Annotated in this window: 14 protein-coding genes; 9 read left to right on the top strand and 5 right to left on the bottom strand. The window is 60.4% G+C overall.

From position 1 onward, the window contains the following. Nucleotides 1–70 precede the first annotated feature (70 nt). Genes rnpA through yidC form a run of 3 tightly spaced genes read left to right on the top strand, consistent with a single transcriptional unit; the run spans nucleotide 71 to nucleotide 2,573 of the window. Nucleotides 71–535, top strand: coding sequence for a ribonuclease P protein component (gene rnpA, locus NCS00_RS00610; RefSeq protein WP_308196617.1), 465 nt, complete (start codon nucleotides 71–73; stop codon nucleotides 533–535). 56 nt (nucleotides 536–591) lie between these two features. Beyond that, entirely contained in the window at nucleotides 592–897 is a 306-nt protein-coding gene (yidD, locus tag NCS00_RS00605; protein WP_250438780.1) for a membrane protein insertion efficiency factor YidD, read from the top strand. Between the two features lie 8 nt (nucleotides 898–905). Continuing rightward, nucleotides 906–2,573, top strand: coding sequence for a membrane protein insertase YidC (yidC, locus tag NCS00_RS00600; RefSeq protein ID WP_008352228.1), 1,668 nt, complete (start codon nucleotides 906–908; stop codon nucleotides 2,571–2,573). A 70-nt stretch (nucleotides 2,574–2,643) separates the two neighbouring features. Here the strand turns inward: yidC and NCS00_RS00595 are convergent, their stop codons facing one another. Beyond that, entirely contained in the window at nucleotides 2,644–3,060 is a 417-nt protein-coding gene (locus NCS00_RS00595; RefSeq protein WP_008352229.1) for a transcriptional regulator, read from the bottom strand. Nucleotides 3,061–3,369: 309 nt separating this feature from the next. Here NCS00_RS00595 and mnmE point away from each other — a divergent pair, with 309 nt between their 5' ends. Next, the gene (gene mnmE, locus NCS00_RS00590) at nucleotides 3,370–4,758 is read left to right on the top strand and encodes a tRNA uridine-5-carboxymethylaminomethyl(34) synthesis GTPase MnmE (protein WP_008352230.1); all 1,389 of its coding nucleotides are present in this window, start codon (nucleotides 3,370–3,372) and stop codon (nucleotides 4,756–4,758) included. Nucleotides 4,759–4,770: 12 nt separating this feature from the next. Here the strand turns inward: mnmE and NCS00_RS00585 are convergent, their stop codons facing one another. Beyond that, nucleotides 4,771–5,241, bottom strand: coding sequence for an SgcJ/EcaC family oxidoreductase (locus tag NCS00_RS00585; RefSeq protein WP_175979695.1), 471 nt, complete (start codon nucleotides 5,239–5,241; stop codon nucleotides 4,771–4,773). Next, complete coding sequence (locus NCS00_RS00580; protein WP_175979694.1) at nucleotides 5,238–5,864, bottom strand: LysE family translocator; 627 nt, start codon at nucleotides 5,862–5,864, stop codon at nucleotides 5,238–5,240. The genes NCS00_RS00585 and NCS00_RS00580 overlap by 4 nt, the downstream gene beginning before the upstream one ends. A gap of 401 nt (nucleotides 5,865–6,265) precedes the next feature. Here NCS00_RS00580 and sap1 point away from each other — a divergent pair, with 401 nt between their 5' ends. Together sap1 and NCS00_RS00570 are read left to right on the top strand one after the other, a co-directional pair. Next, nucleotides 6,266–6,610, top strand: coding sequence for a surface attachment protein Sap1 (gene sap1, locus NCS00_RS00575; RefSeq protein ID WP_008352233.1), 345 nt, complete (start codon nucleotides 6,266–6,268; stop codon nucleotides 6,608–6,610). 252 nt (nucleotides 6,611–6,862) lie between these two features. Beyond that, complete coding sequence (locus NCS00_RS00570) at nucleotides 6,863–7,414, top strand: YaeQ family protein (RefSeq protein WP_033536561.1); 552 nt, start codon at nucleotides 6,863–6,865, stop codon at nucleotides 7,412–7,414. A gap of 3 nt (nucleotides 7,415–7,417) precedes the next feature. Here the strand turns inward: NCS00_RS00570 and NCS00_RS00565 are convergent, their stop codons facing one another. Beyond that, nucleotides 7,418–7,825 carry a VOC family protein gene (locus NCS00_RS00565; RefSeq protein WP_250438779.1) on the bottom strand — a complete coding sequence of 136 codons (408 nt, stop codon included), beginning with the start codon at nucleotides 7,823–7,825 and terminating at the stop codon, nucleotides 7,418–7,420. A gap of 911 nt (nucleotides 7,826–8,736) precedes the next feature. On the opposite strand from NCS00_RS00565, the gene NCS00_RS00560 reads away from it, so the two are divergent. After that, on the top strand, nucleotides 8,737–9,780 hold the full coding sequence (locus tag NCS00_RS00560) for a hypothetical protein (RefSeq protein ID WP_250438778.1): 1,044 nt from the start codon (nucleotides 8,737–8,739) through the stop codon (nucleotides 9,778–9,780). 171 nt (nucleotides 9,781–9,951) lie between these two features. On the opposite strand, the gene NCS00_RS00555 is transcribed toward NCS00_RS00560, so the two are convergent. Then, nucleotides 9,952–10,788 (bottom strand): hypothetical protein, encoded by an 837-nt coding sequence (locus tag NCS00_RS00555; protein ID WP_250438759.1) that lies wholly within the window; start codon nucleotides 10,786–10,788, stop codon nucleotides 9,952–9,954. A 141-nt stretch (nucleotides 10,789–10,929) separates the two neighbouring features. Here NCS00_RS00555 and NCS00_RS00550 point away from each other — a divergent pair, with 141 nt between their 5' ends. Both NCS00_RS00550 and NCS00_RS00545 read left to right on the top strand, forming a co-directional pair. Continuing rightward, a complete protein-coding gene (locus tag NCS00_RS00550) occupies nucleotides 10,930–11,127 on the top strand; it encodes a hypothetical protein (RefSeq protein ID WP_250438756.1) in 198 nt (65 codons plus the stop codon). Further along, a complete protein-coding gene (locus NCS00_RS00545; RefSeq protein ID WP_250438754.1) occupies nucleotides 11,114–12,700 on the top strand; it encodes an Eco57I restriction-modification methylase domain-containing protein in 1,587 nt (528 codons plus the stop codon). The genes NCS00_RS00550 and NCS00_RS00545 overlap by 14 nt, the downstream gene beginning before the upstream one ends. Nucleotides 12,701–12,703: the final 3 nt, after the last annotated feature.

Here is a 12,703-nt window from a genome sequence, read left to right as displayed (position 1 = left end):
TCGCTCGCGGTTGGATGTCACACTCGACGGCGAGCCGCTCACGCGCCGCACAGAAGTCTTGAGACAGGACATCGTTCAGTTGCCGGCGCAGGCCGCGTTCCCCAAGGCCGCAAGGCTGCTGAAAACGGATGAGTTCTCATCCGTTTTTCGTTTGCGCCCTTGGCGCCGTTCGCCGCATTTCGTTCTGTACGGCAAGCCGTCCGGAAAGGAAGCGCGGCTCGGGCTGGTGATCGGCAAGAAGCAGGCGCCGCGCGCCGTCACGCGCAATCTGATCAAACGGCTTGCGCGCGATGCGTTCCGGCTGCGTCGCACGCAGTTGGACGGATTCGACATTCTCGTGCGGCTGCACGCGAAGATCGACCGCAAGGCAATGCCGAGCGCGAGCTCCCCGCCGCTTCGGGCGCTCGTCGGCAGCGAGCTGGAAACTTTGTTCGACCGTGCCGTGCGCGAAGCCGCGCGCCGCAGGGCCGAAACCGTGGCGGCGCCGCCCGAGGCGCCCGCCGTCGACGAATCATCCGGCCCGTCAGGGTCATGAAGCGCGGATTGCGCAGACTCGCCTCCACGGCAAGTCCGGCGCGCGGCGCGAAGCTTATGCAAACGGCACTCATCGCGTTGTTGCGCTTCTACAAGGTTGCTGTGAGCCCTCTGCTCGGCAACCGGTGCCGCTTTTATCCTTCCTGTTCCGACTACGCGCGCGAGGCAATCCAGTATCATGGCGCCGCGCATGGCACGTATCTCGCCGTGAAGCGGCTTTGCCGCTGCCATCCTCTTTCGGCGGGCGGCGTCGATCTCGTGCCGCCTCCCAACGCACAAGAATCTGGCGCGGACGCCACAAGCCCCGGGCAAGACAAGCTTTCAACACCAAACGGCGCTAAAGCGCTTTCCGATCGACACTGAGACAACGCATGGATATCAAACGCACCGTCCTATGGGTCATCTTCTTCGTGTCAGTTGTCCTGCTGTTCGACAACTGGCAACGCGACCATGGGCGCCCGTCGATGTTCTTCCCGAGCGCGACGCAACCGGCGAAGACCGCCAGCAACCCGGCACCGGGCTCGGCCGCATCCGGCGCGCAGCCGTCCGAACTGCCGAACGCGCCCGCGGGCACGGCCGCTCCCGGATCGACGACGCCGCCCGCCACGGCGCAATCGCAGCTCGTCAAGTTCACGACGGACGTGTATTCCGGTGAAATCGACACGCGCGGCGGCACACTCTCGAAGCTTTCGCTGGTCAAGGAAGGCGACGGCAAGCAGCCGGACCTTTACATCACGCTGTTCGATCACACCGCGAACCACACGTATCTCGCGCGCACGGGCCTGCTCGGCGGCGATTTCCCGAATCACAACGACATCTTCACGCCCGTTCCCGGCCAGACTTCGCTGACGGGCGACGAAAAGACGTTGAAGATCGCGTTCGAATCGCCCGCGAAGGGTGGCGTGAAGGTCATCAAGACCTACACGTTCACGCGCGGCAGCTATGTGATCAACGTCGATACGAAGATCGAGAACGTGGGCACCGCGCCGGTCACGCCGAAGCTCTACATGGAGCTCGTGCGCGACAACACGCCGGTCGAGACGCCGCGCTTCTCGCATACCTTCATCGGGCCGGCGGTCTACACGGATCAGAAGCACTTCCAGAAGATCGACTTCTCCGACATCGACAAGAACAAGGCAACGTTCGAGACCTCGTCGGATAACGGCTGGATCGCGATGGTGCAGCACTATTTCGCGTCCGCGTGGATTCCGCAGCAAGGCGTGAAGCGCGACATCTACGTGCAGAAGATCGACCCGGACCTGTACCGCGTCGGCGTGACGATGCCCGCGCAGACCATCGCGCCGGGACAGACCGTGAACGTCGATGCGCGTCTCTTCGCCGGTCCGGAAGAAGAGCGCATGCTCGAAGGCATCGCGCCGGGTCTGGAGCTGGTGAAGGATTACGGCATGGTGACGATCATCGCCAAACCGCTCTTCTGGCTGCTCGAGAAGATTCACAGCTATGTCGGCAACTGGGGCTGGGCGATCGTGCTGCTCACGCTGCTCATCAAGGCCGTGTTCTTCCCGCTGTCGGCGGCGAGCTACAAGTCGATGGCGCGCATGAAGGAAATCACGCCGCGCATGCAGCAGATCCGCGAGCGCTTCAAGAGCGATCCGCAGAAGATGAACGCCGAACTGATGTCGCTGTACAAGACCGAGAAGGTCAATCCGTTCGGCGGCTGTCTGCCGGTCGTCGTGCAGATTCCGGTGTTCATCTCGCTGTACTGGGTGCTGCTGTCGTCGGTGGAAATGCGCGGCGCGCCGTGGATCGGCTGGATTCACGATCTGTCGCAGCAAGACCCGTATTTCATCCTGCCGGTGCTGATGGCCGTCTCGATGTTCCTGCAGACGAAGCTGAACCCCACGCCGCCGGACCCCGTTCAGGCCAAGATGATGATGTTCATGCCGATCGCGTTCTCGGTCATGTTCTTCTTCTTCCCGGCCGGTCTCGTGCTGTACTACGTGGTGAACAACGTGCTGTCGATCGCGCAGCAGTACTACATCACGCGCATGATGGGAAAGAGTAAGAAGGCGGCGTAAGCGCTGCGTCTGCTTCTGATGCGAAAACGCCCGGCTCTGGCCGGGCGTTTTGTTTTGGTGGAGTGGGAATTTACCGCTTCATCGATCCGTAGAACTGCTCGACGAGCTCCTCGAGCAAGTATCGATGATGCGGCGACAGCGCTTCGATCTTCGTCGCCAGTTCGAGCGTCTCCTCGGACGCGGGATATTGCTCGTCGCGCGCAAGCGGCTTCGGCGTGACCTGCGGATTGCCGCTCGGCGGCGGCCCGTAGTGCAGCCAGTGCTGGTCGACCTTGAACCAGTCGGCGAGCGTCTTCAGCTTGTCGGCGGTCGGGATCGAACGCGCGGTGAGCCACTTGTGCGCCGTCTGCGGCGAAACGGGCTCGCCTTGATAGCGCAGGTTGAAGTGCAATGCGAGATCAGTCGCTCCGCGCATCTTTTCGGGTGCGCGGGTCATCGAGAATTTGAGCCGCTCGGAGAAATCGGCCTTTTCTTGTGGTGTAGGCATGGGCTGGATTGTGCGAGGCAATCGCTGCTTACCAGTCAACCAATTGCGCTACTTTTGGCGCGAGGCTGCGCCTCTTTATCTTGATTAAGTGTTGTTGTTGATTGCCGTTTGGCAGCGAGCTTGCATCATATCGCCAATCGCTGCGCGGCTTGCGTTCTTCAATGCACGAAGTTTCGCTTTCCGTTTCGTTGGGATCCTCTATCTCAAAAAAGATAATTCATACGGGACGCTTCCGACAGCGCTGGACAAAGGGAATCAGACGCCGCGATACAATGCCCGCACTTTGAAACCATCACATTGCGCATCGACATGCTGAGCAACGACACCGATCCAATCGTCGCAATCGCCACCGCACCGGGGCGTGGCGGGATCGGCGTCGTGCGGCTGTCGTTCGGTCGCGCAGGCGAGGCCGCCGCGCAAAAGGCGATGCACGCGTTGTGCGGCCAGGCGCTCGCGCCGCGTCATGCGAGCTACGTGCCGTTTAGCGACGGCAACGGCGAAGCGCTCGACCGCGGCATCGCGCTCTATTTCCCCGCGCCCAACTCCTACACCGGCGAGCATGTGCTGGAGTTGCAAGGACACGGCGGCCCGATCGTGCTGCAACTCGTCCTGCAACGGGCGATCGAAGCCGGCCGCGATTTCGGCCTGCGGCTCGCCGAGCCGGGTGAATTCACGCGACGCGCGTTTCTCAACGACAAGCTCGATCTGGCGCAGGCGGAGGCCGTCGCCGATCTGATCGAAGCGAGCACCGAAGCCGCCGCGCGCTCGGCCGGGCGTTCGCTGGAAGGCGCGTTCTCGCGCGAGATCCATGCGCTGGTCGAAGACGTGATCACGCTGCGCATGCTCGTCGAAGCGACGCTGGATTTTCCCGAGGAAGAGATCGACTTTCTCGAAGCCGCGGACGCGCGCGGGAAGCTCGCGCGCATCCGCGAGCGGCTCGACACGGTTCTCGCCGACGCGCGTCAGGGCGCGCTTTTGCGCGAGGGTTTGTCGGTCGTGCTCGCGGGCCAGCCGAACGTGGGCAAGTCGTCGCTGCTGAATGCGCTCGCGGGCGCGGAACTGGCGATCGTCACGCCGATTGCCGGAACGACGCGCGACAAGGTCGCGCAGACGATTCAGGTCGAAGGCATTCCGCTGCACATCATCGACACGGCGGGGCTGCGCGAGACGCAGGACGAGGTGGAGCGCATTGGCATCGAGCGCACGTGGGGCGAAATCGAGCGCGCTGATGTCGTGCTGCATCTGCTCGATGCGCGCGAAGGCGTGACGCCGGAAGATCAGGCCATCGCGGCGCGCTTTCCGGCTGGCGTGCCCGTCGTGCGAGTGATGAACAAGACAGACCTCGCGGGCGCGCCGTCATCTGTGCGCGATGCGGAAGGTCACGCGCGCGAAGTCAATCTGTCGGCGAAAACCGGCGATGGCATTTCGCTGCTGCGCGACGAGCTGCTGAAGATCGCGGGCTGGCAAGCGGGGGCGGAGAGCGTATATCTCGCCCGCGAGCGTCATCTGATCGCGCTGCGCGAGGCGCGGGAACATCTCGCGCTCGCCGCCGGACATGCCGACCAACAGTCGCAAGTGCTCGATCTTTTCGCGGAAGAACTGCGGCTCGCGCAAGACGATCTCAACGCGATCACGGGCGAATTCACTTCCGATGACTTGCTCGGCGTGATTTTTAGCCGCTTCTGCATCGGAAAGTAGACGTCCAAATAACTACGCGCCCGCCGGTTTGCCGAGCTCGCGCAATTCCACGCTGAGCTTTTCGCTTTCTTCCGGCCGTCCGTGAAACGCGGCAGGCGTGTTCTGGAACATCTCGATCCGGTACACGCCATCGCAAAGCGACAGCACCATCGTCTGAACCGCGCTCAGACTCGGCTCGAGCGCCGTCGCGCCGCGCGGCCACATGCCCGCGACGGCACGCAGCAGCAACGTCTGCCCGTTCGCCATGCGCCTCACCTCGCGCACCTTCGCGACGAAACGCGGCGTCGGATGCTGGGCGAAAATCGGCTGAAGATGCGCCTCGATGCAGGCGCGCCCGTCGATGGCGCTGCCGTCGAAACCGACAAGACTGCCGCGCTCCGTGAAGCGCGCCGCCATCGCGGCCGCGTCCTGCCTGTTCCAGTCGTCGAGCAGGCCGAAATACACGCGCCGCGCGCTTGCGGTCCAATCGTCCGGCTGACTCATGCTGCTTTTTTCCATGCCGCGGCGAAAATGCCCGCGCCCATCAGGAGCGCGCCGCCGGTGCGGTTCACCGCGCGCTGCACGGAAGGCTTGCGGATCGCCTTGCGCGCGCCGGACGCGAGCAGCGCGTAGGCGAACGCGTTGGCGGCCGCCAGTCCGACGAAGGTTGCTTCGAGAATCGCGATCTGCGACACGCTCGCCGCGTGGGGATCGACGAATTGCGGCACGAACGCGACGAAGAAAATGATGCTCTTCGGGTTCAACGTCGTGACGGCGTACGCGTGGGCCATGATTCGGCTCGTGCGCAGTTCGCCGGTAGGCTGGACCGCGTCCGTATCGACCACCGGCGCGCGCCAAAGCTTGATGCCGAGGTACACGAGATACGCCGCGCCGATCCACTTCACGACCATGAACAATTCAGCCGATGCCGCCAGCACCACGCCGAGGCCGAGCATTGATGCGGTCATCGCGGTAAGGTCGCCGAGCGCGACGCCGATGGTCGTCGCGAATGCGTACTTGCGGCCGTGGCCGAGCGCGTAGGACACGACGAGCAGCACGGTCGGGCCGGGAATCGCGACGAGGATCGCCGACGCGATCGCGAACGGCAGCCATTGGGCAAGGGTCATGCTTGATCTCCAGAGTTCGATGCGTCGATTTATCCATGAACGCCGAACGCTTGCAATAGGCCGATTGGCCATCTTGACGCGCGCAGAGCGCATCGGTCGTTATGTGTTGGATCAGTCTCACGGGCGTCTAATGCAACGCACCACGCGCGCGCGGGAGGCAAATTGTCGCAGTCCTTCCGGCATAAGAGCGAGCTTTCATTTCTTTTCGCGCTTCGTTTTCGCGATTTTTAACTGGATTTCAATCGCCGCTTCCCTTGAAAAGCGCCTGCGACATTCTGACGTGTTGCGGTCGCACATAACATATGCTTGCAACTTTGCCTCCGTCAACTAGCATGAGTTTTGCGGTCAGCCGCTTTTAAATACATAGCTAATTTCGAAACGGTTTCGTTTGGGGGCTATACATGAAAAGACGCGTCGGTATTCTCTTCGCGATGATGGGTTTGTTTGCAACCGTTTCCGCAGCGCAAGCCCAGGACGGCGTTATTCAGCCTCAGCAGACGTTCACTTTCAGGCCAAACTCGTATGGCTGCTTATCCAAGGACAAGTTCGATTCGGCCGATCAACACGCGAAAGCCGGCGAGCATCAGAAGATGCAGCAGTTCTTCGAGGGTTTCGAATGCATTTCGACTCCGGTCGATTCGCATTTTCGCGTGATTCGCGTGGTGGGCCATGACATCGAATTCGTCAACGCCTCAAATAGCGACACGCAAGGTATGTGGACCGCGGATCGTTTCATCGATCAATAAGCGGTTCCTCGCAGAATATCCAGCCGACGATCCGGCGCGATTATTGAATTGCGCCGGAAGCGGGATTTATCCGTGAATTAATCGTCGGCAACAGGCCATCGATCCATTCCGCCGCGATCGAAGCACGATCGTGCGCGTCGGCGTCTTCCAAATTTCCTTCGATTCCCCGCACAATGTCGGTTTCGCGCGCAAACGCTCGCGCCATCTCGACAATTCTTTTCCGCTGGCCGAAAGACCGGCGTCCGATGCTGAATGGCTCTCAAATCCACGATCTACAAGGCAGACCTGCAAATTGCCGACATGGATCGCCACTACTACGGCGATCATTCCCTGACCATTGCGCGCCATCCCTCGGAGACGGACGAACGGATGATGGTGCGCGTCGCCGCGTTCGGCATGTTCGCCGACGAGCGTCTCGAATTCTGCAAAGGCTTGTCCGACACGGATGAGCCCGATCTGTGGCAAAAGGATCTCACCGGGCAGATCCAGACGTGGATCGAAGTCGGCCAGCCGGACGAACGGCGCATCTCGAAGGCGAGTGGCCGCTCGGAGCGCGTGATCGTGATCGCGTATGCGGGAAAGACCGCGGATATCTGGTGGAACGGCGTGAAGGGCAAGGTCGAACGGTTGCAGAACGTGACGGTCTGGTCGCTCGCGGATGGCATCGCAGAAGCGCTCGGCAAGCTGGCCGAACGGACGATGCGTTTGCAGATGATGGTGCAGGACGGCGACGTCACGCTAGGCAGCGAGACTGCCGACGCCGTCGCGATCCGCTGGAACGTTTTGAAGGACGGCGCGGCCTGAACATCAGACGTCGGGCGGACCTTTGAACTCGATCATGTTGCCTTCCGGATCGAAGAAATAGAGCGACGGGCCGAAGCCTTCGGCGCCGTATCGTCGCGCCTCTTCACCGATGCGCGCGCCATGCTTTTCGAGATGCGCGCGTAACGTGTCGGCATCGAACGGTTCGACGCGCACGCACAGATGATCCATATTGCGACCCGCGCCGGGCTGACCGCTCTCCGGCCGATCGATTTTCGCGCCGACGGCCAGCAGATCGATCAGCGAACGGCCCGCGCGCATCTGCACGAGGCCGATATCGCGCTGCTCCTTCTCGACCGGACAACCTAATACGACGCGATAGAAGTCCACCATGCGGTCGAAATCGGCGCAGCGGATGACGACGTGGTCGATTTCGCGGATTTCGAAGTGCATGCGGGCCTCGCATGTTTTGTATGGCGATCAGTTTAGCCGGTTGGGGAAGTGCAGATGGGTGCAGAAATGGGAAAGGGCCTGGGGTTTGAGACAGGCCCTTTGGATTCGTGGTGAGGAGGACAACCTAACTAATCGCTAGCGCCCTTTCTCCGCGACGGCATATCAGTCCCATATATGCGAGGTGCCCCCAAAATTGCCCCCGCAGCTTGTTGGCTCGCTCGAGCGACAACGGACGATGGCTCTGCTGCGCAGTCGAATCCGAAGGTCGCATGGTTAGTGTCGCCTATTTGCGACAACACGTGACTGCCCTTGCTAGTGCAACGGCTACCTCAGCTTGCCAAGTCTCGAAAACGAATGCCGGTCGACGATTCATCGCTGAAGTCTGACGTTAGACGGTTCAATGTTACACATTCTGCGGCAGAGCTGACGCCGTATCAATGTCGAGGCGACGCTGCTTAAGTAGGTCCATTTCTCCATCGTGCCGTCCAAGTACACGCAGACACCTCCGAACTAATCGTTCGGCGTTGAAATCTGCATTGGAGCGCGCCATGGAGGCCCTTAAGGAGGTAGCACCGCTCGCACCGCACAGCCGCACAGCCGCACAGCAGCCGCAGGACAAAGACCACGGCTATGAAATGTGGCTGAGGCCCGCTCATCCGCTCCGATGCGCCCGCTACTGTCTGAAACCATGATCTTTATCGACGGCAAGCGGACCGACCTCGCGGTACGTTCGACAACCTGGGACCTGGCCGAACGTGAGCACCGCATGGTTTTTTCAAGACCAGTACTGAAGCTGCCAAGGGCGGCGATTTATACCGCCTGTCTTCCACCAAATGGCGATGAACGCTCATAATTCTGGACTATCAATCTGATGATTGAGCATTACAACAACGTCAAACGGCTCTAAAGAGATGAAGCGGATCGCGAGAAACCCAGGAAAGTTTGAACCCCTCAATCTTTTCACCGCCGTCGGCCGTGAGATGGGATACAGGTTAGACAGCGAGGCCCATCAAAAACAATTTCTCGACGGGTTCGCGAAGTCGCTCAAAGCATCCCAGGCCAACCCCAACATGCTGTACGGAAAGCGGATAGAGGCCATGTTCGCGCATGTTGCTGGCGCACTTGGGCAGTGTTTGATTGTGAAAACCGAGGATGCCGGCGATATGTTCGCTGCCGACGGGGACATGAAGATCCCCGACTACCGTCTGGTGCTTCGGGACCGCAGCCAAATGCTGGTTGAGGTCAAAAACCACCACGGTGACGGCTTAGAACGGCCGTTCTCATTGAAGCGGGACTACGTCGATCAGCTCGAGCGGTACGCCGACATCAACGCAACGCCGCTAAAGTTCGCTGTCTTTTTCTCTGCCTGGCGCTGCTGGTGCCTGATGTCGCGACAGTCATTTCAGGAAAGAGGCGACAGTCTCGTCGTCACTTTCCCGAACGCGGTAGCAAGAGATGAGATGGGTTCAATCGGGGATGTCGTGATCGCGACCTTGCCGGAACTGCGGATCGAGTTACGGGCCGATCCCGCGGAGGCCGACGCGATCAACGATCGCGGCCAGGCCCAATTCATCATCCGCAGCGCTAAAATGTTCTGCTGCGACAAAGAGATCGTTGATCCAACGGAGCAGCGAATAGCTTTCAGACTGATGCGGTCCGGAACCTGGTCTGACACCAGTGATGCCATTGTCGAGGACGGAAAGCTGCTTGGCGTCGTCATCACGGCGAGACCGGTGACGACCCACGGAGAGCAACACTTCGAGGTGATCGGCCGTCTCAGTTCGTTGGTAGCGTCGGCTTATGCCGAGATGACAGTCGAGGGACAACTCCCCATCGCGCTCGATGTTGCAGCTGATCCGGCCGCGTTCGCGCTTTACATTTCAGAAGACTACAAAAGCGATACATTGCCTCTCTGGCGCTTTGTAATGCAGCCAAACCCGGATTTTCCGAAGTGACTTGCCAACAAGGCAACTCGATCTCGGCCGCCAAGCAAACAGCACCCGTGCATGCGTGTGCCTTAGCGGGGCGCGGCACTTCGAGATCGTTTTCAAAGCCTGCACGGAAGCGCGATAAACAGCGACTAGAAGCGGGGTTAGATCGCCACAAGAATGAAGATTTAAGGGGCTCTAGGCCGTTCCCGTGCTGTCCGGAATAGCGGGAGGGGTAACTGCGCCCAACAGGAACGATCGAACATATTCGGCGCGCGTCGCGACGATAGAGCCCGCACCGGAGGGCCAGCCCCAAACGACCCCGGTCACACGCGCCATATCGGGCGTCCAAAGCTGCTTCTTCATCTTGGCCCTGACGAAACCCGTATCCCAGACGGTCGAGCCGCTGAAGCCGTTCGGCGTTGGCAATCGGCTACTTCCGACGACGGTGGTCGCCAAATCTGGGTTATAGACGAGCGCGAAATGAAAGCGCGGATCAATGTCATGATGCTCCGGGACTTCGACTTCCCGCGCCAGATAGCAGGTGGATTCTGCGTTGAGTTGGCCGAAATTGAAGCTGACTCTTTGGCCGGCGAAGCCTGCGAAGGCTAGCACCTCCGTGGGGGCCGGCGCGTGCGCCATCGCAATCTGATCGATGGTGATGGCTTTGGAGCCGTTCGAAACGTTGTCCCATGATGGCATATGGACCGGCAGGAGGCCGAGATCGAGGGGCGCGGGAAACTCGCGATGGTTTCCGACAACACGGCGAATATCATCTTGGCCGTTGAACTGATAGGCCAGCTGCCGCCCGCTTCGCCTTACTCTTGTGACATGCTCATTAGTGAGGAGGTGCACGGCGTCGCCGAGGCGCAGATATGATCCGCTGCCCCACCCCTGGCCATGATCACCAAGATCCTCAAAGACCGCCGTTCGGTAGGGCCGCAGATAGGTGGTCATTGCAGTAACGAGGCTGGGCATCGCCGCATTCCATTCTTCCTCTGTGAACAACAATTCTGTTTCCGGTTGGTCTTCCATTTTACTATCCAGCGTAACTACCACGTCGTTCGGTTGAATTAAAACCTCTGATGGAGGCGAGAGAATTGTTGCACAAGTGCATTCATGCACAGACGCTAAAACATTTGACAAGCTGTCGACTAGTCGACAGAATCATGGGCCATGAATACCCTGTCCAAGAAGCCAGCCCGCCGCACCCGTGCGAGGCCGGAAGACACCCAGATTGTCGGATTTCGCCTTCCGCAGGCGATCGCGCGCGAGGTGAAAACGGAGGCGTCCCATCGGGGCGTCCTGCTCAAGGATTTATTCGTCGAGCTGTGGGAGCAATACAAACAGCAGCGAAAAGATGAAAGAAATTAAAACGGAGAAGGACCTGGCCGCGGTCTCGGCCGCGCTGATCGGCTCTGCAACGGCGCTGTCCAAAGGCGAAGCCGCGCTCTTAAAGCGTGTCGCGAGAGGGGCCGCCGACGCGCAGCTGCTTGCGTCCGTCCGCGCACGAATCGAGGACGGCGAAGATCCTCTCGGCGATGCGTTCTCTGTCATTCGATCGCCGGAGGAACGCCGCAGCCAAGGTGCAACATACACGCCTTTGAGCATCATTCAGTCGATGGTCAACTGGGCGGCGTCGACGTCTGCACCGACCCGGATCGTCGATCCAGGGACGGGTAGCGGCCGATTCCTGATGGCGGCCGGCGAACAGTTCAAAAAAGCAAAGCTGATCGGGATCGAAATGGATCCGCTGGCGGCGCTGATGTTGCGCGCCAATCTGGCAGTTCGGGGCTTGGAGAAACGGGCGACCGTCATCGTTGACGACTACCGGCAGGCCTCGCTTCCTACCGTTAAAGGGCAAACGCTCTTCATCGGCAATCCGCCCTATGTCCGTCATCACGATATCGACACAATCTGGAAAGACTGGTTCGGTGATGCTGCTGCAGAATTTGGCGTCAAGGCAAGCAAGCTGGCCGGCCTGCACATTCATTTCTTCGTCAGGACGTTGCAGTTGGCGAAGGATGGCGACGTGGGCGCGTTCATTACGTCGTCTGAGTGGCTCGATGTGAACTACGGTTCGGCCCTTCGATCGCTCCTGGCGAAAGAGCTGGGCGGCGTCGGTCTGCATATCCTTAATCCGAAAGCGATGCCGTTCTCCGACGCGACGACGACGGGCGCGATCGCCTGCTTCAATGTCGGTCGTCGACCGGAAACGCTTAAGGTGCGCGAAGTCGAAACGTTGTCCAGCCTGAACTGCCTCTCTGCAGGAACGGAAGTACCGTGGGACGTCGTGTCTCAATCGAAACGCTGGTCGACGATCATCCGGCCGGGCGCTGCGGCGCCGGCCGGCTATATCGAGTTGGGTGAACTGTGCCGCGTGCATCGCGGCCAGGTGACGGGCGGAAATGCCGTCTGGATCGCGGGGCAAAACGTATCGGGAATGCCCACGTCTGTGCTGAAGGCGACGATCACCAAGGCCAAGGACCTGCTCAATGCAGGCGAGGTTTTGAAAGATGCGTCCACCCTGCGCAGAGTTATCGACCTGCCGACCGATCTCGACGAGCTGGACAATCCCGAAGAATTGAAGGCTGTGCGGCGCTTCCTTAAATGGGCGAAACAGCATGGTGCCGATCAGTCCTACATCGCGCAGCATCGCCGCGCCTGGTGGGCCGTGGGGCTGAGGGAGCCCGCGCCGATCATCTGTACCTACATGGCGAGGCGCGCGCCGGCCTTTGTGCGAAACTTATGCGGCGCGCGGCATATCAACATCGCGCATGGCCTCTATCCGCGCCAGACGCTTGATGCTGGAGCTTTGGATCGCCTGGGTGCATGGCTTCGTGAGAACGTGAAAGTCGAGAGCGGCCGCACCTACGCCGGCGGCTTGACGAAGTTCGAGCCAAAAGAAGTTGAACGCATTCTCATCCCGAGAGAGCTATTTATTTAATCG

Source organism: Caballeronia sp. AZ1_KS37, assembly GCF_023631165.1.
Classification (GTDB): Bacteria; Pseudomonadota; Gammaproteobacteria; order Burkholderiales; family Burkholderiaceae; genus Caballeronia; species Caballeronia zhejiangensis.
Note: the sequence above shows the minus strand (reverse complement) of the source record. Positions and strands in the feature narration are given on the sequence as shown.

Coding starts and splice junctions, on each gene's coding strand:
- yidD (WP_250438780.1), top strand. CDS start 592: ATGCAAACGGCACTCATCGCGTTGTTGCGCTTCTACAAGGTTGCTGTG.
- yidC (WP_008352228.1), top strand. CDS start 906: ATGGATATCAAACGCACCGTCCTATGGGTCATCTTCTTCGTGTCAGTT.
- NCS00_RS00595 (WP_008352229.1), bottom strand. CDS start 3,060: ATGCCTACACCACAAGAAAAGGCCGATTTCTCCGAGCGGCTCAAATTC.
- mnmE (WP_008352230.1), top strand. CDS start 3,370: ATGCTGAGCAACGACACCGATCCAATCGTCGCAATCGCCACCGCACCG.
- NCS00_RS00585 (WP_175979695.1), bottom strand. CDS start 5,241: ATGAGTCAGCCGGACGATTGGACCGCAAGCGCGCGGCGCGTGTATTTC.
- NCS00_RS00580 (WP_175979694.1), bottom strand. CDS start 5,864: ATGACCCTTGCCCAATGGCTGCCGTTCGCGATCGCGTCGGCGATCCTC.
- sap1 (WP_008352233.1), top strand. CDS start 6,266: ATGAAAAGACGCGTCGGTATTCTCTTCGCGATGATGGGTTTGTTTGCA.
- NCS00_RS00570 (WP_033536561.1), top strand. CDS start 6,863: ATGGCTCTCAAATCCACGATCTACAAGGCAGACCTGCAAATTGCCGAC.
- NCS00_RS00565 (WP_250438779.1), bottom strand. CDS start 7,825: ATGCACTTCGAAATCCGCGAAATCGACCACGTCGTCATCCGCTGCGCC.
- NCS00_RS00560 (WP_250438778.1), top strand. CDS start 8,737: ATGAAGCGGATCGCGAGAAACCCAGGAAAGTTTGAACCCCTCAATCTT.
- NCS00_RS00555 (WP_250438759.1), bottom strand. CDS start 10,788: ATGGAAGACCAACCGGAAACAGAATTGTTGTTCACAGAGGAAGAATGG.
- NCS00_RS00550 (WP_250438756.1), top strand. CDS start 10,930: ATGAATACCCTGTCCAAGAAGCCAGCCCGCCGCACCCGTGCGAGGCCG.
- NCS00_RS00545 (WP_250438754.1), top strand. CDS start 11,114: ATGAAAGAAATTAAAACGGAGAAGGACCTGGCCGCGGTCTCGGCCGCG.